24 protein-coding genes and 1 pseudogene are annotated in these 24,726 nt (G+C 40.6%); 2 read left to right on the top strand and 23 right to left on the bottom strand.

All coding sequences use genetic code 11. From position 1 onward, the window contains the following. Window positions 1-45 precede the first annotated feature (45 nt). The 23 genes and pseudogenes from gap to pbp1b form a co-directional block, all read right to left on the bottom strand. Window positions 46-1,056 (bottom strand): type I glyceraldehyde-3-phosphate dehydrogenase, encoded by a 1,011-nt coding sequence (gene gap / locus JJN14_RS00705; RefSeq protein ID WP_033687386.1) that lies wholly within the window; start codon window positions 1,054-1,056, stop codon window positions 46-48. A gap of 318 nt (window positions 1,057-1,374) precedes the next feature. Continuing rightward, window positions 1,375-4,026 (bottom strand): bifunctional acetaldehyde-CoA/alcohol dehydrogenase, encoded by a 2,652-nt coding sequence (adhE, locus tag JJN14_RS00700; protein WP_201058658.1) that lies wholly within the window; start codon window positions 4,024-4,026, stop codon window positions 1,375-1,377. A gap of 298 nt (window positions 4,027-4,324) precedes the next feature. After that, entirely contained in the window at window positions 4,325-4,735 is a 411-nt protein-coding gene (locus JJN14_RS00695; RefSeq protein WP_201058657.1) for an MORN repeat-containing protein, read from the bottom strand. Beyond that, complete coding sequence (locus JJN14_RS00690) at window positions 4,722-5,165, bottom strand: low molecular weight protein-tyrosine-phosphatase (RefSeq protein WP_201058656.1); 444 nt, start codon at window positions 5,163-5,165, stop codon at window positions 4,722-4,724. The genes JJN14_RS00695 and JJN14_RS00690 overlap by 14 nt, the downstream gene beginning before the upstream one ends. A gap of 46 nt (window positions 5,166-5,211) precedes the next feature. Further along, window positions 5,212-5,511, bottom strand: a complete 300-nt coding sequence (gene yajC / locus JJN14_RS00685) for a preprotein translocase subunit YajC (RefSeq protein WP_201058655.1) — start codon at window positions 5,509-5,511, stop codon at window positions 5,212-5,214. A 117-nt stretch (window positions 5,512-5,628) separates the two neighbouring features. Then, window positions 5,629-7,605, bottom strand: coding sequence for a transketolase (gene tkt, locus JJN14_RS00680; protein WP_201058654.1), 1,977 nt, complete (start codon window positions 7,603-7,605; stop codon window positions 5,629-5,631). A gap of 115 nt (window positions 7,606-7,720) precedes the next feature. Then, the gene (locus tag JJN14_RS00675; RefSeq protein WP_201058653.1) at window positions 7,721-8,344 is read right to left on the bottom strand and encodes a ribonuclease P; all 624 of its coding nucleotides are present in this window, start codon (window positions 8,342-8,344) and stop codon (window positions 7,721-7,723) included. 50 nt (window positions 8,345-8,394) lie between these two features. After that, complete coding sequence (jag, locus tag JJN14_RS00670; protein WP_061590182.1) at window positions 8,395-9,381, bottom strand: RNA-binding cell elongation regulator Jag/EloR; 987 nt, start codon at window positions 9,379-9,381, stop codon at window positions 8,395-8,397. 17 nt (window positions 9,382-9,398) lie between these two features. Then, complete coding sequence (locus JJN14_RS00665) at window positions 9,399-10,223, bottom strand: membrane protein insertase YidC (RefSeq protein ID WP_201058652.1); 825 nt, start codon at window positions 10,221-10,223, stop codon at window positions 9,399-9,401. Then, entirely contained in the window at window positions 10,198-10,569 is a 372-nt protein-coding gene (gene rnpA, locus JJN14_RS00660) for a ribonuclease P protein component (protein WP_201058651.1), read from the bottom strand. Before rnpA ends, JJN14_RS00665 begins: the two co-directional genes overlap by 26 nt. A gap of 148 nt (window positions 10,570-10,717) precedes the next feature. Further along, window positions 10,718-11,908: an acetate kinase gene (locus JJN14_RS00655; RefSeq protein ID WP_201058650.1), complete on the bottom strand. Its 1,191-nt coding sequence runs from the start codon at window positions 11,906-11,908 to the stop codon at window positions 10,718-10,720. Between the two features lie 49 nt (window positions 11,909-11,957). Next, window positions 11,958-12,911: a class I SAM-dependent methyltransferase gene (locus JJN14_RS00650; RefSeq protein ID WP_201058649.1), complete on the bottom strand. Its 954-nt coding sequence runs from the start codon at window positions 12,909-12,911 to the stop codon at window positions 11,958-11,960. A 60-nt stretch (window positions 12,912-12,971) separates the two neighbouring features. Beyond that, a pseudogene (locus JJN14_RS00645) lies at window positions 12,972-13,559 on the bottom strand (class I SAM-dependent methyltransferase). Between the two features lie 32 nt (window positions 13,560-13,591). Beyond that, entirely contained in the window at window positions 13,592-14,005 is a 414-nt protein-coding gene (gene comGG, locus JJN14_RS00640) for a competence type IV pilus minor pilin ComGG (RefSeq protein WP_201058648.1), read from the bottom strand. Then, entirely contained in the window at window positions 13,983-14,444 is a 462-nt protein-coding gene (gene comGF, locus JJN14_RS00635) for a competence type IV pilus minor pilin ComGF (RefSeq protein ID WP_201058647.1), read from the bottom strand. The genes comGG and comGF overlap by 23 nt, the downstream gene beginning before the upstream one ends. After that, window positions 14,407-14,709 (bottom strand): competence type IV pilus minor pilin ComGE, encoded by a 303-nt coding sequence (comGE, locus tag JJN14_RS00630; protein WP_255262223.1) that lies wholly within the window; start codon window positions 14,707-14,709, stop codon window positions 14,407-14,409. The genes comGF and comGE overlap by 38 nt, the downstream gene beginning before the upstream one ends. Beyond that, window positions 14,672-15,076 carry a competence type IV pilus minor pilin ComGD gene (comGD, locus tag JJN14_RS00625; RefSeq protein ID WP_265342534.1) on the bottom strand — a complete coding sequence of 135 codons (405 nt, stop codon included), beginning with the start codon at window positions 15,074-15,076 and terminating at the stop codon, window positions 14,672-14,674. The genes comGE and comGD overlap by 38 nt, the downstream gene beginning before the upstream one ends. Next, a complete protein-coding gene (comGC, locus tag JJN14_RS00620; RefSeq protein ID WP_201058645.1) occupies window positions 15,069-15,395 on the bottom strand; it encodes a comG operon protein ComGC in 327 nt (108 codons plus the stop codon). Before comGC ends, comGD begins: the two co-directional genes overlap by 8 nt. Before the next feature lies 1 nt (window position 15,396). Further along, on the bottom strand, window positions 15,397-16,413 hold the full coding sequence (comGB, locus tag JJN14_RS00615) for a competence type IV pilus assembly protein ComGB (protein ID WP_201059119.1): 1,017 nt from the start codon (window positions 16,411-16,413) through the stop codon (window positions 15,397-15,399). After that, window positions 16,361-17,302 carry a competence type IV pilus ATPase ComGA gene (gene comGA / locus JJN14_RS00610; protein WP_201058644.1) on the bottom strand — a complete coding sequence of 314 codons (942 nt, stop codon included), beginning with the start codon at window positions 17,300-17,302 and terminating at the stop codon, window positions 16,361-16,363. Before comGA ends, comGB begins: the two co-directional genes overlap by 53 nt. Before the next feature lie 76 nt (window positions 17,303-17,378). Beyond that, the gene (locus JJN14_RS00605) at window positions 17,379-17,744 is read right to left on the bottom strand and encodes a DUF1033 family protein (RefSeq protein ID WP_033688032.1); all 366 of its coding nucleotides are present in this window, start codon (window positions 17,742-17,744) and stop codon (window positions 17,379-17,381) included. Between the two features lie 149 nt (window positions 17,745-17,893). Then, window positions 17,894-18,952, bottom strand: coding sequence for a zinc-dependent alcohol dehydrogenase family protein (locus JJN14_RS00600; protein WP_201058643.1), 1,059 nt, complete (start codon window positions 18,950-18,952; stop codon window positions 17,894-17,896). Between the two features lie 468 nt (window positions 18,953-19,420). After that, window positions 19,421-21,871: a penicillin-binding protein PBP1B gene (pbp1b, locus tag JJN14_RS00595; protein WP_070479589.1), complete on the bottom strand. Its 2,451-nt coding sequence runs from the start codon at window positions 21,869-21,871 to the stop codon at window positions 19,421-19,423. A gap of 141 nt (window positions 21,872-22,012) precedes the next feature. Here pbp1b and tyrS point away from each other — a divergent pair, with 141 nt between their 5' ends. Both tyrS and JJN14_RS00585 read left to right on the top strand, forming a co-directional pair. After that, complete coding sequence (tyrS, locus tag JJN14_RS00590) at window positions 22,013-23,269, top strand: tyrosine--tRNA ligase (RefSeq protein ID WP_201058642.1); 1,257 nt, start codon at window positions 22,013-22,015, stop codon at window positions 23,267-23,269. 53 nt (window positions 23,270-23,322) lie between these two features. Beyond that, window positions 23,323-24,171 carry a putative RNA methyltransferase gene (locus JJN14_RS00585; RefSeq protein ID WP_201058641.1) on the top strand — a complete coding sequence of 283 codons (849 nt, stop codon included), beginning with the start codon at window positions 23,323-23,325 and terminating at the stop codon, window positions 24,169-24,171. The last annotated feature ends 555 nt before the right edge of the window (window positions 24,172-24,726 follow it).

Here is a 24,726-nt window from a genome sequence, read left to right as displayed (position 1 = left end):
TTAAAAAGCAAGACCAGAGGCCTTGCTTTTCTATCGACTCAAGAATTATTTAGCGATTTTTGCGAAGTATTCAAGAGTACGAACAAGTTGTGCAGTGTATGACATTTCGTTGTCGTACCATGATACAACTTTAACCAATTGTTTACCGTCAACGTCAAGAACTTTAGTTTGAGTTGCGTCAAACAATGAACCGTAAGACATACCTACGATATCTGAAGATACGATTGGATCTTCTGTGTAACCGTATGATTCGTTTGAAGCTGCTTTCATAGCTGCGTTCACTTCATCAACAGTAACGTTCTTTTCAAGAACTGCTACCAATTCAGTAACTGATCCAGTTGGAGTTGGAACGCGTTGTGCAGATCCGTCAAGTTTACCGTTCAATTCTGGGATTACAAGACCGATAGCTTTTGCAGCACCAGTTGAGTTAGGAACGATGTTTGCAGCACCAGCGCGAGCACGGCGAAGGTCACCACCACGGTGTGGTCCGTCAAGGATCATTTGGTCACCAGTGTAAGCGTGGATAGTAGTCATCAATCCTTCAACAACACCAAAGTTGTCTTGAAGAGCTTTAGCCATTGGAGCCAAACAGTTTGTAGTACATGAAGCACCTGAGATAACTGTTTCAGTACCATCAAGAACGTCATGGTTAGTGTTGAATACAACTGTTTTAACGTCGTTTCCACCAGGAGCAGTGATAACAACTTTCTTAGCACCACCAGCGTGCAAGTGTTTTTCAGCAGCTGCTTTCTTAGCAAAGAAACCAGTAGCTTCAAGAACGATTTCTACACCGTCGTTAGCCCAGTCGATTTGTTCTGGATCACGTTCAGCAGAAACTTTGATGAATTTACCGTTAACTTCAAATCCACCTTCTTTAACTTCAACAGTACCGTCGAAACGACCTTGAGTTGTGTCGTATTTCAACAAGTGTGCAAGCATAACTGGATCTGTAAGGTCGTTGATACGAGTAACTTCAACACCTTCTACGTTTTGGATACGACGGAAAGCAAGACGACCGATACGTCCGAAACCGTTAATACCAACTTTAACTACCATTAGTGATTTCCTCCTTATGAAAATCATGAAATTTTTATTGTGAAAAGAGTAACTTGAATCACTACAAATCACCTTTCAACAAACCTATTATATAACTATTTAAGTTTAATTGCAAGTACGGGCGTTGTTTTTTGTCTCCACCTTACTTATTTTTCTTTCTTCTTTCAAAGCCTATACTGCTGTCTTTCTTTGTCTACATAGTCATTTCCCACTTTTCTTTTCAGATAAAAAGCTAAAATAGAAAGTTAAAATTTATTTTCGATACTCCAATTTCACAAAAAAGAGACAGGAAATTCCTGCCTCTAGGCTGATAAACAATTATTTGCGGCGTCCTGGTCTTTCTTTGTAACCATAGTAAGAATCTTCGATAATTTCTTGCATATGGTCAACCATTGGAAGACGTGGGTTAGCTGGTGAACATTGGTCTTCATAAGCAAGGAAGGCCAACTCACGAGAATGTTCTTTCCATTCTTTTTCATCGATTCCTTGTGCTTTGAAGTTCATTTGGATACCTACGCGCTCACCAAGTTCGTAGACAGCTTTTGCGTAAGATTCCACACCTTCTTCTGGAGTAGAAGCTGGAAGTCCAAGCATGCGTGCGATATCTTGGTATTTTTCATCTGCACGGTAGTAGTTGTACTTAGGCCATGTTGCTGTCTTAGCTGGACGTGTACCGTTGTAACGGATAACGTATGGAAGCAAGATAGCATTAGTACGACCGTGGATTGTGTGGAATTGCGCACCGATCTTATGAGCCATTGAGTGAGAAATACCTAGGAAGGCATTTGCAAAGGCCATACCAGCAATTGTTGAAGCGTTGTGCATTTTCTCACGTGAGTGGAAGTCTGCATTCTTAACTGAGCTTTCAAGGTTTTCAAATACAAGCTTGATGGCTTGAAGCGCAAGACCGTCAGTGTAGTCGCTAGCCATTTGTGATACGTATGCTTCAGTCGCGTGGGTCAATACGTCCATACCAGTATCTGCAGCAACAAATCCAGGAATTGTCAATACCAAGGCAGGGTCTACGATTGCCACAGTTGGTGTCAATGAGTAGTCAGCGATTGGGTATTTACGGTTGTTTGCTTTATCAGAGATAACGGCAAATGGAGTTACTTCAGATCCTGTACCAGATGTAGTTGGGATAGCGATGAATTTAGTCTTCTTACCAAGCAATGGGAATTTGAAGGCACGTTTACGGATATCCATGAATTTTTGTACAAGGTCACGGAAGTCCACTTCTGGTTGCTCGTAGAAGAGCCACATTACTTTTGCAGCATCCATTGGTGATCCACCACCGAGAGCGATGATTGTATCTGGTTTGAAGGCGCGCATAATCTCAGTACCACGGTTTACAGTTGTGATATCTGGATCTGGTTCTACATCAGCAAAGATTTGGTAAACAACCTTATTGCGACGAAGGTCAAGTTGTTCGATGATACGATCAAGGAAACCAAGCTCTACCATGGCATGGTCAGTAACGATCATGACACGTTCAACGTCACGACATTTTTGAAGGTATTGAATTGAATCACGTTCAAAGTATGTTTTTGAAGGAAGTTTCATCCATTGCATGTTATTTCTCCGTCTTCCGACTTTTTTGATATTCAAGAGGTTAATGGCACTAACGTTATCCCCAACTGAGTTGCGTCCGTAAGAACCACATCCGAGTGTCAATGATGGCAAGAAGGCATTGTAAACGTCCCCGATACCACCGAAAGTAGAAGGTGAGTTACAGATAACACGAATAGCTTTAACAGCTTTACCAAATTCTTTAGTCAATTCTTCATCAGCTGTGTGGATAGCTGCTGAGTGTCCAAGACCGTTAAATTCAACCATTTGACGAGCTTTGGTAATACCGTCTTCACGGCTTTCAGATTTCAAAACTGCGATAACTGGTGACAATTTTTCACGAGTCAATGGCTCATTTTCACCAACTTCTTTACATTCTGCAGCAAGAATGTTTGTTCCTTCTGGAACTGTAAATCCGGCTTGTTCTGCAATCCAGATTGCTGGTTTACCAACGATGTCAGCGTTCAATTTTGCACCAGCACAGTTTTTGCTGTTTGCTTTCACACCAAAACAGAACTCTTCAAGAAGTGCTTTTTCTTTCTTATTCACAAAGTAAGTGTGATAAGATTTGAACTCTGCTACAAATTCATCGTAAATTTCTTTATCAATGATAACCGCTTGTTCAGATGCACAGACCATACCGTTATCAAATGATTTAGACATGACGATATCGTGTGCAGCTTGACGGATGTTTGCTGATTTTTCAACATAAGCTGGAACGTTTCCGGCACCTACCCCAAGAGCTGGTTTACCACATGAGTAAGCCGCTTTAACCATGGCATTACCACCAGTTGCAAGAATTGTTGCAACACCTTCGTGGTTCATAAGGGCACTTGTTGCTTCCATAGATGGTTCAGTAATCCATTGCACACAGTTTTCAGGAGCACCAGCTGCGATAGCTGCATCGCGGACGATACGTGCTGCATGAGCAGATGATTCTTGTGCTGATGGGTGGAAGGCAAAGACGATTGGATTACGTGTCTTCAATGAAATCAATGATTTGAAGATTGCTGTTGATGTCGGGTTTGTTGTAGGAGTAATACCACAGACAACACCAACCGGTTCAGCGATAAGAGTCAAACCTGTTACATCGTCTTCTTCGATAACGCCAACTGTTTTAGTGTGGCGCATGTTGTTTACTACGTGTTCACAAGCAAACAAGTTCTTAGTCGCTTTATCTTCAAATACACCACGTCCTGTTTCTTCATAGGCATGTAGAGCCAATTCTCCGTGGGCATCCAAAGCTGCCACTGATGCTTTAGCTACGATGTAGTCGACCTGTTCTTGGTCGAGTTTACGCATTTCCTCAAGAGCAACTAAAGCTTTTTGCACCAAGCCATCGACATGCTTTTCAGCAGCAAGTTTCTTTTCCTCTGGTGTCACAGTTTTTTTATCAGCCATATTTTCCTCCATAGCTTTCAAGGATTTAATCCTTTGTTAATTTTTTCACAAGTTTATTATAACGCATTATTTCAACTTTGTAAACAGTTTCATAAACATTTCACAAAGAATTTTTAAACCCTTGTGAAATTTTTCTCATCTTCTTTTCTTATCAACTTCTTTCTTTAAAGTTTGTGAAACTTATTTCAAATATTTTTTATTTCACAAACTTGCTTGGAAGAGGGATTTGGAAAGAAAGGGATTTGCAGGTAAGCGCTTACTTGATAGTTCTAACAATACCTCCTTTGATAAGGAGGCTTTATTTTTGTTGAAAAACGCCTTGTTTAAAAGTCCCTTCATAAACAACTTCTTGTTCTGTTGTTAGTTTTCCTTTTCCTTCAGCTTGACCATTTACAAAATCACCTTCGTAGGTCCAGCCTTCTTTGGATTGAAAGGTACCTTTTCCGTTGAAGGCTCCATTGCTGAAACCACCGGTATATTGGTCTCCATTTTGGAAGGTGATGGAGCCTTGACCATTCATTTTACCTCGGACAAGACTGCCGTCATAAACAATCGTTCCATTATCCAGTTTTAAGACACCTTTTCCGGGAATATTTAGAAAAAAGACGAGTACAGCACAAAAAACAATGGCAACTACTGCCAAAAGCTCTAAACGTGAACGAGTCAGATAGATACGATACTTTTCGTAAAAATTCTTAAGATTTTCCACCTTCACTCTCCTTTTCTAAACGTTCTAACCAAGCTTGACAACCCTCTTGAACACGCTGATAGGTTTCTTCAAAATCTCCTGTATACCAAGGATCTGGAACACTTTCAGATGCAAATGAGTAAATCTTATCTTGACAGTCTACTGGACACATCTGACGTAGGTCAGAAACATTTGAAGCATCCATTCCGATAATATAATCAAAGGCTTCAAAATCTTCCTTACTAATCTGAAGCGATGTCTTGCCTTTTTCATAAGGAATCTGATACTGTTGAAAAATCCCTTGAGTTCCCTTATGAATCGGATTGCCATGTTCCCAAGAGGAAGTCGCTCGACTTTGGATTTCATAATTATCTGTCATTGATTTCATCACAAACTCGGCCATAGGGCTGCGGCAAATATTTCCCAGACAGACAAAGACTAATTTTTTCATCCCATTTCCTTTCTTTTATAGAAAAACGGGAGTTAGTGATCCCGTCTTATTTTTCAATTGCACCTTCGAGTGAAGCTGTTTCTTTAAGTGGTAATACTGTCTTGATAGCAGCTAGTTCAAAAGTCAAGTAAACCCCATCTACATCAAGAACAATTGTTTTCTTTTCTGTATCTACTTCATCGACTGTTCCATAAAGGCCCCCGATTGTAATAACTTCATAGCCTTTTTGTAGTTTATTCAAGCTTTCCATACGTTTTTGTGCTTGTTTCTTTTGAGAGCGTTGCGTAAAGAACATCAAGCCCACCATAGCCACAAAAATGATTAAAAATGTATATTGTGATTCCATTATATTCTCCTTTGTCTTTTACATAGGACTACTATATCAAATTTCAGTTACTTTTACAAGATTGTACCTTACTTTTCTAGTAAGAAAAAACCAGAGCTTGCGCCCTGATTTTTAGGATTATTTCAAATTTTGAACGACTTTTACAAGATTTTCGACAGTAAAGCCATATTCTGCCAATACTTTTGGTGCTGGAGCAGAGGCTCCGAAGGTATCAATACCTAGAACGGCACCATCTAGTCCAACATATTTGTACCAGTTTTGAGTTGCACCCATTTCGACTGCAACACGACGGCGAACTGCATTTGGAAGAATTTCTTCCTTGTATGCTGCATCTTGTTTATCAAAGACATCTGTAGATGGCATGCTAACTACACGGACTTTTGCTCCTTGACTAGCCAATTCTTTGGCAGCTGAGACAGCAAGATTAACCTCTGAGCCTGTCGCAATCAAGATTGTATCAAAATCTGCTGCATTTTCATAGACAACATAGGCACCTTTTGCAACCTTGTCAAAGTCTGTTCCTTCTTCAACAGTCAAGTTTTGACGTGTCAAGACAAGGGCAGTTGGTGTTTTTTCACTTGTCACTGCAAGGTACCAAGCTGCTTGCGTTTCACGCGCATCTGCTGGACGGAAAACATTCAAATTTGGCATGGCACGAAGACCTGCTAGGTGTTCAACTGGTTCGTGCGTTGGACCATCTTCCCCAACTGCAATAGAATCGTGGGTAAAGACATAAGTCACAGGAAGACCTTGCAAGGCTGACAAGCGGACAGCTGCCTTCACATAGTCAGAGAAGACGAAGAAAGTTCCACCGTATACACGAAGTCCACCGTGAAGAGCCATCCCGTTCAAGATCGTTCCCATTGCAAATTCACGAACACCAAACTGAATGTTACGGTTCAAGCGATTGGTATCATCTTGAAGTCCATCAGTCTTGATATAAGTCATGTTTGAGTGAGCTAGGTCAGCTGAACCACCCAGGAAAGTTGGTAACTTAGCTGCCACAACATTCAAGGCATCTTGGCTTGAATTACGAGTTGCTTGAGAGAAACCATTTTCTAAAGCTGGGAAGTCTGCTGGAGTCACTTCAACTGGATCACGTCCATCAATAATGGCTTCTACTTCTGCAGCCAATTCTGGGTGAGCTTCTTTATAATCAGCAACTAATTTTGTCCAAGTTTGATAAGCTGATGCACCACGGTCTGCAACATGTTCTTTGAAATCAGCATATACTTGTTCTGGGATTTCAAATGGTTCGTAGTCCCAACCGAGAGCTTGACGAGTAGCTGCAGTTTCATCTGCTCCAAGAGGAGCACCGTGTACAGCATTGGTTCCTTGTTTGTTTGGAGAACCGTATCCAATAACAGTCTTCACTTCAATCAAAGATGGTTTGCCTGAAGCTTTAGCTGTTTCGATAGCAGCATGGATGGCTTCCAAGTCTGTTCCATCTTCAACCAAGGCAGTATGCCAACCATAGGCATTATAACGGTCACGAACACTTTCTGTAAAGGAATCCTTTGTCTCACCATCCAAGTTGATGTCATTTGAATCATAAAGAACAACCAACTTGTCTAGTTTTTGCAAGCCTGCGTATGAAGCTGCCTCGCTTGAGACACCTTCCATCAAGTCTCCGTCTCCACAGATAACATAAGTATAGTGGTCAAAGATATTGTAGCCTTCGCGGTTATATTTGGCTGCCAAGAATCGTTCTGCCTGGGCAAAACCAGTGGCAGTTGAAATCCCTTGACCTAGAGGACCTGTTGTAGCATCAATTCCTGCTGTATGGCCAAATTCTGGGTGACCTGGTGTTTTTGAACCCCATTGACGGAAGCTCTTGATCTCATCCATACTGACATCTTCAAAACCAGAAAGATGAAGAAGGGCATAAAGGAGCATTGAACCATGACCCGCTGAAAGAATAAAACGGTCGCGGTTAATCCAGTTTGGTTGAGCTGGATTGATACGAAGTTGTTTTGTAAAGAGGCTGTAAGCCATCGGAGCCGCTCCCATAACCACACCTGGGTGACCTGAGTTGGCTTTGTTGATAGCGTCAATACCTAGGAAACGAATTGCATTAACAGATAGATTTGACATAGAATTTCCTTTCTATTTGAGGTGATTATTGAATCACACATTCTATTTTACTATTATATGAAAAAATACATAGAATAGCAATTAAACAATTCGACGTAAATAAGTATTCTATTTGCTATCCTCTAGTCGCCTGATAGTAGGGAAGTAAGCGTTCATAAGCATCTTCTAATTTTTCTAAAATCACTTCTAATGATTGATTTTCTATGATAGAAACATCTGATTTAACTAACACTTTTCGGATTTCTTGACTTCCTACCTTCTCGACTAAAACCTGACGATTTTCTTCGTTCGCATCCCACCGTTGACTTTCCCCATCTGAGTAGGATAGATAATAAATCCCTTCTACCACTGGAACCTCTAAAACCTTGGCCTGCTTGCCTAGAGTTTGCTCATCTTTCTTGCGCTCGATGAAACTGACTTCTAAGGAAACACCAAAATCAGAAGGATTCCCGTACAAACGTAAGGCTAGCATAGGCTCTGTCACTTGTCCGTCTCTCTGTAGATAGACCCAGAAATGTGGTCGCAAACACTGCGCTTGGTTCATCCACTGGCTAGTCTGTTGGAGTTGCCATTCTGGATGGCTTGCTTGAAAGGCTTTGGCTAGCTCTGTAAAAGCCTTTCGTGCCTCTTGACCTTTGTGGCGCAATTCCAACATCTTCTCTCGCTCATCTCCAGACTTATCCGGATTACGGTACTGCAAACCAGCAAAGTCTAAATAGTCTCTTATCTTATTCAACATCCATTTAACCTCCTCTAACTAGCAAAAAATCAGGAGAACCCTGATTTTGTTTATTCTGTATCTACAACGACATAGCGATTTGGCTCATCACCCTCAGAGTAACTAGTCACGCCATCCATACGTGAAATAATACGATGAATAATCTTACGTTCGCTATTTGACATTGGATCCGTTTGATGACTGCGGCCTTCTTCTAAAACACGAGTCGCCAATTTTTGCGCATAGGTCTGCAAGACTTCGGCACGGTGTTCAACATAATCATTGACATTGATTGTGATGTAGAAGGTTCTTGAATAGCGATTATAAAGATAATTTTGAGCCAATAGTTGCAAAGCCTTCAAGACTTTGCCATGGTAACCGATAATACGACCTGGTTCGTTGGTGTCAATCTGTAGATTGATGCTACGACGGTTATAGTCATTTGAAATCGTCGCCTCAACGTCCATATCATCAATAATCGTTTGAACATAAGTCGTTACTTCCGTAGCTACTTGTTCAATATCAAAGCTCGGTTCCACCTTTAAGCCCAAATCTTCTAATTCTTGACTTTCAGTTTGTTCAGTTTGGCTCTCAACAATAGGAGTTTCTGCTTCTTCGAGGCCAGCTTCTTCAAGCTGTAATTCATTTAAAATCTCAATGTGCCCAGTTTCTTCTAAGATGGTGCTAGCATGTTTTTCATTTTTCAAGATTTCAGCCTTGACTTCATCAGAAACCCCTTGGCCTTCTTCTTCAATCTTTTTAATTGCTTCTACAACATAACCCAAATCAACGGTTGCTTCACTGACCGTTTTGACCGGTTCATTTTGTTCATTGATTTCTTTAGGAACACCCTTAATAGCTTGTTGATTTGCTTTAATGACAGTTGTTTCACTAATAGCTTCAATGTCAACTTGAGCTGGTTTTTTACCAAATAAACCAAGAAATCCTTTTTTCTCGCGAGAAATGACTTTGATATGAGCCTTCATTCTTGGAATATCTAATTCTTTCAATCCTTTCTGGATTGCTTCTTCAACAGTTGAACCTGTAAATACTCCCATTACCAGATTCCTCCTTATTATTTCGTTTTCTGAGCCTTTTTCTTGGCTTTTCTTTTTCTATTTTCCAAATCTTTCTGTGCCTGAGCTACCGCCTCGCGCTCTGCAATAATCTTGAATGGATTGTTCAAGAAATAGGTTTGCAAGACTTGATAAGCATTGGACACTGCCCAGTAGAGAGCGACTCCGCTCGGAGCATAAACCCCAAAGATAAAGATTAAGACTGGAATACCATACATCATCGCAGTCGTAGCGCCATTACGCTCAGACAAGGCTTTATTAGACAGCCAAGTACTTAAAAAGGTAAAGACAGCTGCTAAAATCGGAAGAACAAGGGTTGTATCCACACCACCAAGGTTAATCCATAAGAAATGACCTGTCTTTAAAAAGTCAACTCTTGATAGAGCTTGGAACAAAGCCAAGATAACCGGCATCTGAATCAAAATCGGCCAAAGAGAATCTGACTGTCTGACACCCATTTCTTTAAAGACTTTACGCATTTCTTGCTCTAGCTTGGTTCTGCTTTCCATATCTCGACCTGGATATTGTTCTCGAAGCGCCTTAATGCGAGGTTGAGCTTCCTGCATTTTTCTGGATGCCACCATTTGCACTTGGAAAACTGGCAAGAGGACTGTACGAATCAAGATCGTAAAGAGAATAATCCCTACTCCGATACTGATATCAAACGATAAGAAGCGAATGACCTCTGCAAAGAAGTAAACCAATTTACTCCAAAAATCAGTCGAATCTGCCGTAATATCGCTAGTTGTCCCATTTGTTGCACAGGCTGTCATGATAAATAGAGACAGTCCTAGCAAACTAGTCAACTGTAGTTTCTTTTTCACTCCCATTTCCTTCCTGGTAAATCTTTGATAATTTTAATACGTGGAGTAGATTTTTCTCCATCTCTGCGTATTCCAAGGTTTCGACCCCTTTTCGAGCAATGACAACAAAGTCGACATCTTCTACCAGACTCCCTTTTGCATTCTGGATAATATGTCTAATTCGTCGCTTGATTTGATTTCTAGTGACTGCATTCCCCAGCTTTTTGCTAACTGATAGACCTACTCGAAAATGGTTTTTCTGGTTTTCTAATTGGTAGACAACAAATTTGCGATTGGCAAAGCTTGTCCCCTTCTTGAAAATCGCCTTAAAATCTTTCTCTCTTTTTACACGAAAGTTTTTCTTCAAAACTCAACTCCATCTATTAAATTACTACTATTATACCATATTTTTCAAAAAAGCCAATCATAGCAAGGTTTTGCACAATTTCATCAGAAAAAGAAGCTGGAAAATCTCTTTCCCAACTCCTTGTACGGAATATTTTTACTAGTTTTACTTATTTTTTCAAGCGTTCAACATCACGGGCAATAACTAATTCCTCATCTGTTGGAATAACCAAGACACGGATTTTCGCTGCCTCTGTTGAGATGTCTCCTGTCACACCAAAGACGTTCTTTTCATCATCAACATCACAACCAAACCAAGAAATTCCTGAGATAACATCCTTACGTACAGCAGCTGCATTTTCTCCGATACCTGCTGTGAAGATAATGGCATCTGCTCCATTTAGGACTGCAAGGTATTGACCGATATGTTTTTGAATGCGATCAACATACATTTCATAGGCCAAAGTGGCATCGTGGTCCCCTTCTTCCATAGCAGCAATTACATCACGCATATCACTAGATTTACCTGAAACACCCATAAGCCCTGATTCACGATTAAGGACGCGGCTAATGTCTTCAGGTGTGTTAAAGTCCTCTGTATATTGCATTAAGTAAGGAATGATAGCTGGGTCAACATCCCCTGTACGAGTTCCCATCATCACACCACCAAGTGGAGTGAAGCCCATTGAAGTATCAACAGATTGACCACCCTTAACAGCTGTAATAGATGCACCATTACCAATGTGGCAAGTAATCAATTTCAAGTCTTCTAATGGACGTCCCAAGAGTTTTGCAGCTTCTCCTGCTACAAACTGGTGACTTGTACCATGAGCACCGTATTTACGAACCTTGTTTTCTGTGTAATATTTTGTTGGTAGAGGGTAGCGATAAGCTTTCTCTGGCATAGTTGTGTGGAATGAAGTATCAAAAACAACTACACTGGTAATATCTGGCAACAATTCCTTGAAGGCACGAACACCTGCTGCATTGGCTGGATTGTGGAGAGGAGCTAACAAGCTCAACTCTTCAACTTTTTCTAAAACATCTCCCTCAACGACTGTTGATTCTTTGAAATATTCTCCACCTGCAACAACACGGTGGCCAACACCTGTAATCTCATCGTAAGCCTTGATAATATCGAAACGAATCAAGTCATCCAATAAAATTTTAACGGCTTGTGTATGATTTTCGATATCCAAAATTTGTTGTTCAGAACGGCCATCAAATTTTACAGTCGAAATTGAATCTTTCAAACCGATACGTTCAATCAAGCCTTTCGCCAATACTTTTTCTTCTGGCATTAAGTATAATTGCCATTTTAAACTTGAACTTCCTGCATTGATTGCAATTGTTTTTGTCATAACAAGACTCCTCTTTTAAGCGTTTTCATCTATTATATCAAAATCTATTTTATATTTCAGTACCTTGAGTCCATTTTTGAAAATTTTCTTTAAATTTCATTAAAACACTTGCATCTTGCAGGCTAGCAAGTGGATAAACAAAGGGTTCTACTGGTATTTCACTTTTCTTTTGTAAGATAAAAATCGTCTTGGATTGTTTAGCATTAGCAAAGAGATTTTCAGGGAGACTAATCATGGCAACCAGACTTGCCTCTTCTTTCAACCACCCTTTCAATAAATCACTTTGAGGACTGGTCAACAAATCACTCGGAGCGAGAAAAATAGCGTATCCATCTGACTTGAGATACTTAAGTCCTTGTTCCATGAGCAAGTGATGGGCGTAAGTATGTTCTTGACTAGAAGCAACTTGATGGCGCGACGCAACGGCATCATCAGGATAATAGCCGACAGGCAAGTCGCTGATGACCACGTCGCTTTCTTTGAGCATTTGTGGACGAGCAGCATCTCCTTGGACAAAGCCAGCCTGCAAGCCAATCACATCTGCCATGCTAGCTGCCAAATCAATCAGCAAATCATCCACTTCCATTCCCAAGTAATCCACCTTTTTATCAAGCGAGGTCAAGAAAGTAGCGCCCAAAATTCCCATCCCAGAACCCATTTCGAGGATAGTAATTTCATTATCTTTAAACAACTCTTCCACGATAAACACCAAAAGTAAAGCAATGGCGTCCGGCGTAAACTGGTGATTGGCCTGTAAAGGCTCCGTTTGTCCTGCCTTCATCAAGAGAAACTGGTAGGTCTTGAGCCACTCTTCTTTGCGAAGCACTAAGCGCTTAAGGGCTTGATTATTCTCCTTGACCTGATTTAGCTCAGTCTCACCATCCAGATAGATGCTGTTTTGCTCCACCAAGGCGTCATAAAAGTTGGTCGCTAAATCACTTTGGATGACTTGGACATTCTCTAGTAAATACGTATAAGCTTGTTCAATTTTTTCAAAATCCATATTCCTATCTTATCAAATTTCCCTTCTTTTTTCCATCCTTATAGAAAAATCACTCCCTGACTAGGCGAGTGATTTTTGGGCTACTGTAAAAAAGAGTTCTGAGTAATTTCCTTGAAACAAGTCTTCAGAGCTATAGAGGATCTGACTATGCACAGATGAAAAACCGTTCTCAATTAGCTGTTTTTCCAGTTCAGTCAATTCAAAGCCGTGATGGTTAGCTTCCGCCTTGGTAAAATCAGCAATGAGGAGTTGTCCATCTTTCCTCAAATGTTGATGAAACAGTGAGAGAGCTGCATCCACATCAGGCATATGATGAAGAACCCTACTAACGACAATGAGATCAAACTCTTTCTCCAAGGGACTTTTCAATAAATCTTGCTCCAAAAACTGGATATTCTTGATTTCTTGCTACTCCGCTTTCAAACGAGCTTGCTCCAGCATTTTCTCCGAAATATCCACCAATGTTACAGACTTGGCCTGTTTGGCTAGGGGCAAGGCTAATAGACCCGTCCCACCACCAAAATCCAGAATTTCTTTGTCTGATAGAAGATCAATCTGTTTCTCGACTGCTTGATAAACCAAGTTTGCAAGAAAGATATTTTTAGGGGAATCGAAAGTTTCTGCTTTGTGGTTAAAATCATGTTTCATATTTTTAGTTTAGCACAAAGTAGTTGAATTGACTAGGAATTCTCTTTCTTTTCAGACTTCTCTTCTGATTTTTTCTTTTCCGCTTGATTACTTGAATCAGTCACTACCTGTTCCTTTTTATCCGTTTTCTCTTCTTTGATTTTGACTGAAGGAAATAGGAACTCATATTGGCTCTTAGGCGTACGAACCGTCGTCACTAAGCTTGTTTTCTTGTTTTGATAGCTTACCTGACCTAGGTTAAAGACCTGTTCCCCACTTTCTTGCTCAACCTTATCTTTGGTTCGTTTGGCCATAGCAAAAGCGATTAACTTTTCTTTATTCAAAGCATAGTCTTGATAGTGGGCGACTTGTCTGTTCAAGTAAAATTGTAACAAAAGGCTAAAAATGGCTGCCATGATGACTGCATAAAGGAGAACTCCTGCCTTAACTTTTTGCTTTTTCCACACGATAGATGAACTCCCTTTCTAATCCTTTTTGAAACTGGAAACGAAAACGAACCAGTTGATTATCCTCTATAATCTGAGCTGATTTGAGGCCATAAACCATAGGCTGATACCCCCGTCCACTGGCATCGGTTTTCCGAAAATCGTCCGAATTGGACTTACTGATGGCGATTTCCTTGCCATCCTGCTTCATATAAATGCGATTGCCTTCTACTTTTTCGAACTGCGAACGGTCTAATTCTGCCTCCAGCTGGTCTACAAACAAGAGCCACTCTTTTTGCTCACTTTGCTGCTGGTAGCGAACTTCTGAAATGAGGAGCTGACTCATGGCTTGAAAGAGAAGTAAGCTTCCACTGATGACAATAAGGACAATCAGCGATTCTAACAGGGTAAAAGCCTTGATCTTATGGCTCTTTGATAGCCAACAACTGTTCTGAACCATGATAAACCTCCAATCCCTTTTCACTAGAAAACACCTGAATCTCAACTCCGTTTATCTTTACCTGATTTTGACCTGTCTGCAAAGCCATCTTAGCTACACGCAAGATCTCTTCTTTCTGCAAGATTTTTGCTTCTTCTTGCCTATTTTTCTGAATTTGGCCCAAAAGGAGGGTCGCAATGCTGGCAAAGATAGCTAGAGCAACTACGGCTTCCAGTAAAATCACTGCCCTAATTTTTTGTTTCCTTAATGCGTTTAATTTTTCCATTTCCTAGATATAATTGATAACGAATCGCTCCTTTACTGGTCTGAAATTCAACCTTAGCTAGGGACGAATTGCCCCCAGCTCGGTCAAATGTAATACTTTGGCCTGTTGGTGCTTGAATGCCTTTAGGAACTGTCAACTTTTGACTGCCATTGCTAATGGTCTTTCCGTCTATGCTCAAACTTGTCTTTTGCTGACTGGCTACACTGCGTTTTTGGGTTTCCCGATAGAGTTCTTCAAACTCCATAAAGAAAATCTGCTCCTCTACCGCCGCAAAAGTGGACTGAACAGAGCCGGACAAGCCCAAGGCAAGGATACTCACAAGTCCCAAAACTAAGAGACTTTCAAACATGGTAAAGGCCTTAATCATTGACTTTACGATTGGCTCCTCCGTTTTTATCATGGTATTCTTTATAAGCCTTAGCCTGTTCTTCTGTGATTCGCCCATCTGCTTGTAACTTACTTAGGCTAGCATCTTCATTCTTATCTAAGCTATAAAGTTCTGCCTGGCTTTCCACTACCTTAACAACAGCAGCTTTTCCTTTGTCATTGACCGCCTCTTTTTGCTTGGTCAAATTAGGTACAAAGAGCAAGAGAAGCACGCTGATGATGAGCAAGACCACCAACATTTCCACAAGCGTGAAAGCCTTCACTTTCGCTTTTTTCAAGAATGTCATCATTTTTTTCATTTTAAAAATTTACCTCCATATTTTGATACATGGGCATGAGCATTGCCGCGTAAAGTAAAACGATAATCAGAGCCACAAAGATAAAGACCAGTGGCTGCACCAGATTCATGGTGCGATTGACTCGGGTAAAAAAGGCTTCCCAAGTCTTTTCCGCATAGATTTCCAACTCGCTCCCCAGCTTGGACTTGACTTCCCCATACTCGATGATGAGACTCAACTCCTTTTTAAAGAAAGGATAGGTTCCTATAGTCTGAGAAAATTCCTGACCATTTTGTAGGGCTTGAGCCAGATTTTGACCGATTTCTTTAAAGAGCCGAGAACCTTGTTCCTGCATGATCTGAAAAATCTGCGTCAGCTCCATTCCCTGCGAAATCATATTCCCCCACTCACGCGCATAATAGGCTGTCAAATAGGTCTGAACAAATATTCCAAAGAAAGGAAGGCGTGCTAAGATAGAAAAGACGCGCATCTTAGAACTTCTTTTATAAAAAGTTAGCGCTAAAAGGGCAAGTATGGAAACAAAACCTACCATTCCTAGAAAAATTTGTGGCAGATTACCAATAATTTGGGTGGCAATATTGCTACTATCCAGTTGTGGTAGTAGGTAGTTACGTAACCCCAGCATGATTAAGAGAAGAAATCCCAGCAAAATCAAAGGATAGGTCGCTACTTCAATTAATTTTTTCTTGACCTTGGCCAGATTGTCTAGATATTCTTCTATCTTTCCCAAACTCAGGTGGAGATTTCCATGGACTTCCGCTAGAGATAACTGAGTGACAATGGCACTTGAAAAACCCAAACTTTCCATCATTTCTGAGAATGATTTCCCCTGAGACAAGCCTGTACGCATCTGGGTCACACACTGCTTATCCAACAAGGCACTCCTATCTAAAAAGGAGATGGTCTCCACCAGATGAAAACCGCTGGAAAAGAGATTGTTAAACAAGGTGATGATATTTTTTTGCTTAGCTGTAGCTAATTTTTTCCGTTTCAGCCTGAAGACTTGTGATATGTCCATCTTTAAGAAGCTGGTCAACCTGTTCATTCCAGCTAGTTGGCTGGTGTTCTTGATAGTCTTTGTTGGCAAAGTCAACGATTCCTCCTCCCCCGATTAATCTCTGGTAGCAGACTCCTTGCAGAACGACTGCCAATTCCTCCTCACTCACACCCAACTCCAGCAGGCGCTCATAAACACCTCGAATACTCTTGGCATGAATGGTTGAAAAGACTGTCGCCCCTGTCAAACTAGCTCTAACCACTGCACGTGCCGTTTCGCTGTCCCTAATTTCTCCGATAATCAGGAGATCAGGACGATGCCGTAGGGAAAGTTTGATGAGATTTTCATAGGTAAGCCCTATCGCCTCATTCAACTGCAACTGGAGCATATCGTCCTGCTTAATCTCGACTGGATCTTCAATGGACATGACTTGCTGTCCTTTAAAGAGAGATTTAGCTAATTCGTGCATCAGGGTTGTCTTGCCACTTCCGACTGGACCAGCAAAAAGATAGAGACCACGTTGCCTGTACTGATTGCCCAGTTCTTCGATATCCTGAAACCAAAAATGCAAATCCTGCTCCTCATTATGCAACAAGCGAATCACTAAGCTCTCATGCCCTCGATAGTCGCCTACAGTAGATAAACGTAAGGACGCCATCTTCTGGTCATATTCATAATCACAAGAACCAAGTTGACTACGTCGCTTTTCTCCCACATTCATACCCGCCACAAACTTAAAGTGACTGATAACGGCCGCAAACTTTTCAAAATCATAGCTACCAATTTTACAGCGCTCGTCTCCTACCCTCATATGAAGCTCATAAGCGTCTAACTTAGGAACAAAATAAATATCCTGCGCCCCTTTTTTCCGAGCCGAACGAATGATTTCTTGTGCAATTTCTTGAACCATACTTACCTCCTCACCTATACTATTCGCAAAGAGTTGGAAAAAATAAAAAAGCAACTCCAAAAAAGTTACTTTTTCTCTATTTTAATTTCATACGGCAAGAACGGTGCCTTTCCTGACCTGTTTGTTTTTCATAGCCTGGGCGTAGTTTTTCATCTGGGATGACCTGCTCGTCCTGCAAAAGGGCCAAAGAATGGTATTGTTGTAAATATTCATCACATTCATCACACCAGCGTTGGTCTTCCGGATCCCAAAAAATGGTCATCAAGTCACTTCTACTTTTATAAAGAGGAGATTCTTGTTCCAATCTAAACCAGCAAGTTTTGTAGTATTTGAGAGCATCATAATACTGGTCAAATTTTCTACTTGCTATAATATCTTCTTCCCAACCTTCTAAGAACCACCACGGTTCAAAATCTCCGTACATTTCTATAACACGATACATATTCATTCATTCCTTTGTACCGTATATTATAACCAATTCCGCCAGACAAGAAAAGAAATATGCTCATTTCTTAATTTCCAGATAAAAAATCCAGCCATCTTATGATGACTGAATTTCTATTTGCTTATGTTCCAAAATCTTGTTACTACCTAGGCTTCCGAGATATCGTTTTCGATAATGACCTTGATTGCATGGTGGTCTGCTGCCTTACTGAAGACTTCATAGGCTTTTTCAATTTCACTGAGTTTGAAATAATGAGTTACCAATTTTTCTGGTTCAATCTTATGACTTTCAAGAGCTTTCAACAATTGTGGAGTTGTATTTGTAGATACCAAACCAGTTGTTACATTGATGTTGCGAATCCAAAGCTTGTCCAAATCAAATTCAACTGGTTTACCATGTACACCACAGTTGGCAACCGTTCCGTCTACACCAATAATCTTTTGACAGAAATCAAATGTTGCAGGAATACCAACAGCTTCGATGGCAACGTCCACACCGCGGCCATCTGTCAAATCATAAATTTCTTTAATCGCTTTTTCAGGGTCTGAAGAATTAATCTTATGAGTCGCACCAAATGATACAGCAGTTTCCAAGCGGTTATCGTCTAAGTCCACCATAATCAATTTAGCTGGTGAATAGAATTGGGCTGTCAAAAGAGCAGCCAATCCAACTGGACCTGAACCGATAATGGCTACGCTACAACCAGGTTCTACTTTTCCTTTCAAGACACCAATTTCATACCCAGTAGGCAAAATGTCTGATAGCATAACCAAGGCTTCATCTGACAAGTCTTCTGGAGTATGGTAAAGAGTGTTATCTGCATGAGGGACACGTAGATACTCAGCTTGCATACCGTCAATCAAGTGACCGAAAATCCAACCCCCTTCGTCTTCACAGTGGGCATAAATTCCTTTTTTACAGTAGTAGCATTTACCACAGGCACAAACACAAGAAATCAAGACCTTGTCGCCTTTTTTGAAATTCGAAACTCCTTCTCCAACTTCTTCAACAATCCCAATCCCTTCGTGACCAAGAATGGTACCACTTTGGCAAGCGGGAACATCCCCTTTGATAATATGGAGGTCTGTTCCACAAATAGTAGTTTTTACGATACGCACAATAGCGTCTGTTGGCTTGCGAATCACTGGTTTGTCAACGTCAACAAAAGAAGCAAGTCCTTGTTTAACATAAGTATAGGCTTTCATAAAGCACTCCTCCTTTTTTATTTGTACTGTTTATAATATAATTGTAAGCCTTTTCATTTGCTTCTTCAAGTGTTTTTGTGATTTTTTTAACTATTTTATTTACCAGTAAAGCAATATAGATAAAAAAGCAGAAGCTAGTCTGCTTTCATCCTTAACAAAGAGAAATTTCACTACTCCATAAGAACTTTCGATTAACATCAAACGACTAAACAAAAATGATATTACTGATAGATGGAGAATATTCTTCTATATCATTGAAACACTAGGACATCCAAAACAATTGCACTTTCAGTAAATTTCTATACTAAAATTACGAATAATCTCTGCAATATTATCTAAGTTGCAATATATATTAGACATTTTACTAACAATTTTTATAATATCGTTTGTCTTTAAGAGCACAATAACGGCCTTGCTTCTCACTTAACGAGATTCAAGACCGTTATTTAAGATTTTTATTTTATAGCTCTATCTTCTACTATTTGATTGTGTTGAAGATGAACTTGATGTACTGCTAGAGCTACTACTTGAGCTTGGTGTAGATGAGAAACTACCAATAATACTTGACCAAGCATTTTGGTAATCTGCTTCACTTCCTCCAATAGCAAAGTGATAGCTTGTCGTAGGAGCTCCCGTCTTGGTAGCCCAATAGCTCGTTACAGTAGAACCTGAAAGATCCACTGTTCTTCCATTAACGGATACTTTGCCAGGCTTCTGCCCTGTTGATCTGAGGACCTGAGACTGGGTCACACTAGAATCAAGATTAAAGCGTTCATTGCCCCAAACACCAGGCTCAGCCTGTTGGATAGCATTGACCAAGTGGGCCATATATTTGGCATTTCGATAATGCCCAGCCCCCTTAGCCATTGGACGGTTGTCATCATGACCTAGCCAACCACCTAGAGTCAATCTTGGTGTCGAAAGCATGAGCCACATATTTTCATCCTCGTTGGTTGTACCAGTCTTACCAATCCAGTCTGCACGAGCTAAACTTGAATTGATAGAAGCCAAGTCCGTTTGGAAACTTGAAGTGATCCGAGATGAAATCACCTCACGAAGCAAACTCTGCATAATCGTTGCTGTTGCCTTCGAATACACTTGAACTGGTTTGTCTTGGAATTCATAGATTACTGTGCCATCAGATGATTCAATCTTAGAAATCACATGTTTCTGATGGTAGACACCGTTATTAGCAAGTGTTTGATAACCATTGGTATGCTGGGCAACTGTAACTTCAATACCACCGCCCATAGGCAGACTTTCGATACCGTACTCTGGAATCTCGTAACCCATTTTCTCCATATAGCTCTTAACATCGACACCTTTTTCACGAAGCATGCGATAGGTCCAATAGGCTGGAATATTCCATGAATAGTTTAAAGCATCACCTAAATTGACCATATCTGTGCCTTTACTACTACCATGCACAATCGGACTACCATTTGCAAAATTTGTAGGATAATTTGACAATATGCTAGCACTTCCCATCAAACCTTGGTCAATGGCAATTCCGTAGGCCAGCAAAGGCTTGGTTGTAGAGGCTGGTGAACGCTTGGTGTCAAAGGCGTGATTGTTTTGGTTAGTCTGGTAATTACGACCACCAACAAAGCCTAGAACAGCCCCCGTTTTATTGTCCATCAAAACATTCCCTACTTCAGGCTGCCCAGTCGAATCATCTACCAAATGACCATAGTTAGCAACTGCATTTTGCATGGCCGCATGGATTTTTTTATTGATCGTTGTAGTAATTTTGTAGCCACCATTACTTAGTTCCTGCTCAGCTCTCTCATGATAAGCCTTTCGAATCGCTTCATTTTTCAACTCTTGGTTAGAGACATTGTCCTGTCGAACTAAATAATCATACATACGGTCTGTCGCTTCAGCCATAGCTGTAAAGTAGAGATAATCCCTCGAAACAACATTGACAGTTCCTGATGGCAAGAAGTCTTGTTTGAGATTATAGTCCTTGTACTGGTCGTATTCTTCCTGAGTCAGAGCACCCGTGCGGTACATGTTGTAGAGAACATCCTTGGCCCGCTTCAAACCAAGTTCTAAGTCTTCATCACTCTTTAACTCTCCAGTATTTTCATAAGGAGAATAAGTAATCGGACTCTGTGGCAAACCTGCTAGGAAGGCAGCTTGGGGAATACTCAACTTGTTGGCATCGATACCGAAAATCCCTTCAGCAGCTTGCTGGGCACCTGCAATATTCTGTCCTTTATGATTTCGACCAAAGGGAGCAACATTGAGATAAGTCGTCAAGATTTCATCCTTACTCATGCTACGTTCCAAGGCAAGGGCATCAACAATTTCTGTAGCCTTACGAGCCAAAGTCGGAGCATCTCCGACCACTTGTTGCTTGATTAACTGTTGGGTCAAGGTCGAGCCCCCGCTAGATGAGCCCAAACCTGCAAAGGTTCCCAAAGTCGCTCGAATCACAGCTTTTGGCACAACCCCGTTATGTTCAAGAAAATGTTCATCCTCAGTAGCAACGATAGCCTTTTTGAGATTGTCCGATATTTCCCCAGATGAAACAGAAGTTCGCAGTAGGTCACTCTCGATAGAAGCAATGACACTCCCATCTGCATAAACAATTTCTGAGATGGAAGAAATATTTTTAACCTGCTTTACCAAGTCCTCCGCTTGGGGAACCTTAGCCTTGTCAAACAAAGCAACTCCATAACCAAGAGCTACACCTGCACCAAAAAGTCCACCGATAAAGCCTAGAATAAAGAGAGTATTCAGAATGCCCTTAATAGCAACTAAAATGCTACCTAGGATAGCCAGAACTTTCCCACCTGTCCCATCCGACTTCTTCACTTCTGAGACTTTCTCTGACTTTTTATGATTTATTTTTGATTTTACTCGCTGGAAAAATTCCAGCATTTTTCGTTTTAATTCATTTAATTGATTTTGCATGGATTTCCTCACTGTAACTATTATACCATAAAAGGGAAACTTTCAATAAAATAGCCACTTTCTTCCCTATTCTACTAGGCTATTGCCCAAGTTTGTGATACAATAGATAGAAACAATATTTTTAAAAAGGAGAAAAGACATATGCACATTTTTGATGAGCTAAAAGAGCGTGGTTTGATTTTTCAAACGACTGATGAAGAAGCTTTGCGTAAAGCCCTAGAAGAAGGTCAAGTTTCTTATTATACTGGCTACGATCCAACTGCTGACAGCCTTCACCTAGGCCACCTTGTCGCAATCTTGACAAGTCGTCGCTTGCAACTAGCAGGTCACAAACCTTATGCGCTCGTTGGCGGTGCTACAGGTCTCATCGGAGATCCGTCCTTCAAAGATGCTGAACGTAGTCTCCAAACAAAAGACACAGTAGATGGCTGGGTCAAGTCTATCCAAGGACAACTTTCTCGTTTTCTTGATTTTGAAAATGGCGAAAACAAGGCTGTCATGGTCAACAACTACGACTGGTTTGGCAGCATCAGCTTCATTGATTTCCTCCGTGATATCGGAAAATACTTCACTGTAAACTACATGATGAGCAAGGAGTCTGTGAAAAAACGGATCGAAACAGGAATTTCATACACTGAGTTTGCCTACCAAATCATGCAAGGTTACGACTTCTTCGTTCTTAACCAAGACCACAACGTAACGCTTCAAATCGGTGGTTCTGACCAGTGGGGAAATATGACAGCTGGTACTGAATTGCTTCGTCGTAAGGCTGACAAGACAGGCCACGTAATCACTGTTCCATTGATCACAGATGCAACTGGTAAGAAATTTGGTAAATCAGAAGGAAATGCCGTCTGGCTTAATCCTGAAAAGACTTCTCCATACGAAATGTACCAATTTTGGATGAACGTGATGGACGCAGACGCTGTTCGCTTCTTGAAGATCTTTACTTTCTTGTCACTTGATGACATTGAAGACATCCGTAAACAATTTGAAGCAGCTCCACACGAACGCTTGGCTCAAAAAGTCTTGGCTCGTGAAGTCGTTACACTTGTTCACGGCGAAGAAGCCTACAAAGAAGCCCTCAACATCACTGAGCAACTCTTTGCAGGAAACATCAAAAATCTTTCTGTCAAAGAGCTCAAACAAGGACTTCGTGGAGTGCCAAACTACCAAGTTCAAGCAGATGAAAACCACAATATCGTGGAACTGCTCGTCTCATCTGGTGTAGTTAACTCAAAACGCCAAGCCCGTGAAGATGTTCAAAATGGAGCCATCTACATCAACGGCGACCGCATCCAAGACCTTGACTATGTCTTGAGTGACGCAGATAAGCTTGAGAACGAACTGACTGTTATCCGTCGTGGGAAGAAAAAATACTTTGTTCTTACATATTAAAAAGTAGACTGGAGGCATTTGCCATCCAGTCCTTTTTTTGCTAGACTTAAACTATGAATACAAACCTTAAACCCAAACTTCAGCGCTTCGCTTCTGCGACTGCCTTTGCCTGTCCTATCTGCCAAGAAAATCTGACTCTGGTAGAGAGTAGTCTCAAATGCAACAATCGCCATTCTTTTGACTTGGCTAAATTCGGCTATGTCAATCTAGCCCCACAAATCAAGCAATCTGCTAACTACGACAAAGAAAACTTCCAAAATCGTCAACAAATCCTAGAAGCCGGCTTTTATCAGGCTATTCTAGAGGCCGTTTCTGATTTACTTTCAAACTCAAAAAATGCCAAAACAATTTTAGATATCGGTTGTGGTGAAGGTTTCTATTCTCGCAAACTCCAAGAACGTCATCCTGACAAAACCTTCTATGCCTTTGATATTTCAAAAGATTCTATCCAAATCGCTGCCAAGAGCGAACCCAACTGGGCAGTCAACTGGTTCGTTGGTGACTTGGCTCGTCTTCCTATAAAAGACGCTAGCATGGATATCCTGCTTGATATCTTCTCACCTGCCAACTATGGAGAATTTCGTCGCGTTTTATCCAAAGACGGTATCTTGATAAAGGTTATTCCAACTAAAAATCACCTCAAGGAAATCCGTCAGAAGGTACAAGACCAGCTGACAAACAAGGATTATTCTAATCAAGATATCAAGGAGCATTTCCAGGAACACTTTACCATCCTATCTAACCAAACGGCCTCTCTGACTAAGACTATCACAGCAGATCAGCTCCAAGCCCTACTCAGCATGATCCCCTTACTCTTTCACGTTGACCAGACTAAGATTGACTGGAGCCAACTGACAGAAATTACCATTGAAGCTGAGATTCTGGTTGGGAAAGTACTATAATTGACACAAAAACCGCATTTCAAAAAGATTTGCGGTTTTAAATTTCAATTTTTAAACTATCTATCCGAAAAATTTAGGAAATTTACCAATTCTAAGTTCTAATCTTTATTTTCGATTCGAAATAACAAACTTATCAATAAATAGTAAGTGAAATAAGGCAAGTGTAATTCCCGATAAGCACCCATGATAAGAGATTTCTTGATGATTGAGAGGAAACAAATCGTGGTTACCTATATAGAGGCAGGTCAAAATGATAAATAAAATCCAAAATAAACCCTACATTCTTAAAATAACTTAGTACATAAATGACAATGCTGTCGCCGCCATCAATATTGCAAGAACTATTTTCCAAATTTTTTTATTTTTTCCAAAAATCTTATCAGGTAACAAGCTTATTACAAGAAAGGTAATAAACAACACCAATTTAAGTGTATATATCATAAAAACACCTTCTTCCTTATAATTATATTATAACACTTTATGTAAGCGAATACAATAAATATGAGGTGTTCAACTACGAAGAAACATAAGGATGAAAGACAGTAAAAACCAGCA

The organism is Streptococcus mitis, assembly GCF_016658865.1.
Lineage (GTDB): Bacteria > Bacillota > Bacilli > Lactobacillales > Streptococcaceae > Streptococcus > Streptococcus mitis_BT.
Note: the sequence above shows the minus strand (reverse complement) of the source record. Positions and strands in the feature narration are given on the sequence as shown.

Bases quoted from the DNA above. Each gene is read 5' to 3' on its own strand.
- gap (WP_033687386.1), bottom strand. From the start codon at position 1,056: ATGGTAGTTAAAGTTGGTATTAACGGTTTCGGACGTATCGGTCGTCTT.
- adhE (WP_201058658.1), bottom strand. From the start codon at position 4,026: ATGGCTGATAAAAAAACTGTGACACCAGAGGAAAAGAAACTTGCTGCT.
- JJN14_RS00690 (WP_201058656.1), bottom strand. From the start codon at position 5,165: ATGAAAAAATTAGTCTTTGTCTGTCTGGGAAATATTTGCCGCAGCCCT.
- yajC (WP_201058655.1), bottom strand. From the start codon at position 5,511: ATGGAATCACAATATACATTTTTAATCATTTTTGTGGCTATGGTGGGC.
- tkt (WP_201058654.1), bottom strand. From the start codon at position 7,605: ATGTCAAATCTATCTGTTAATGCAATTCGTTTCCTAGGTATTGACGCT.
- JJN14_RS00675 (WP_201058653.1), bottom strand. From the start codon at position 8,344: ATGTTGAATAAGATAAGAGACTATTTAGACTTTGCTGGTTTGCAGTAC.
- jag (WP_061590182.1), bottom strand. From the start codon at position 9,381: ATGGGAGTATTTACAGGTTCAACTGTTGAAGAAGCAATCCAGAAAGGA.
- JJN14_RS00655 (WP_201058650.1), bottom strand. From the start codon at position 11,908: ATGACAAAAACAATTGCAATCAATGCAGGAAGTTCAAGTTTAAAATGG.
- JJN14_RS00650 (WP_201058649.1), bottom strand. From the start codon at position 12,911: ATGGATTTTGAAAAAATTGAACAAGCTTATACGTATTTACTAGAGAAT.
- comGF (WP_201058647.1), bottom strand. From the start codon at position 14,444: ATGGTTCAGAACAGTTGTTGGCTATCAAAGAGCCATAAGATCAAGGCT.
- comGE (WP_255262223.1), bottom strand. From the start codon at position 14,709: ATGGAAAAATTAAACGCATTAAGGAAACAAAAAATTAGGGCAGTGATT.
- comGD (WP_265342534.1), bottom strand. From the start codon at position 15,076: ATGATTAAGGCCTTTACCATGTTTGAAAGTCTCTTAGTTTTGGGACTT.
- comGC (WP_201058645.1), bottom strand. From the start codon at position 15,395: ATGAAAAAAATGATGACATTCTTGAAAAAAGCGAAAGTGAAGGCTTTC.
- comGB (WP_201059119.1), bottom strand. From the start codon at position 16,413: ATGGACATATCACAAGTCTTCAGGCTGAAACGGAAAAAATTAGCTACA.
- comGA (WP_201058644.1), bottom strand. From the start codon at position 17,302: ATGGTTCAAGAAATTGCACAAGAAATCATTCGTTCGGCTCGGAAAAAA.
- JJN14_RS00605 (WP_033688032.1), bottom strand. From the start codon at position 17,744: ATGTATCGTGTTATAGAAATGTACGGAGATTTTGAACCGTGGTGGTTC.
- JJN14_RS00600 (WP_201058643.1), bottom strand. From the start codon at position 18,952: ATGAAAGCCTATACTTATGTTAAACAAGGACTTGCTTCTTTTGTTGAC.
- pbp1b (WP_070479589.1), bottom strand. From the start codon at position 21,871: ATGCAAAATCAATTAAATGAATTAAAACGAAAAATGCTGGAATTTTTC.
- tyrS (WP_201058642.1), top strand. From the start codon at position 22,013: ATGCACATTTTTGATGAGCTAAAAGAGCGTGGTTTGATTTTTCAAACG.
- JJN14_RS00585 (WP_201058641.1), top strand. From the start codon at position 23,323: ATGAATACAAACCTTAAACCCAAACTTCAGCGCTTCGCTTCTGCGACT.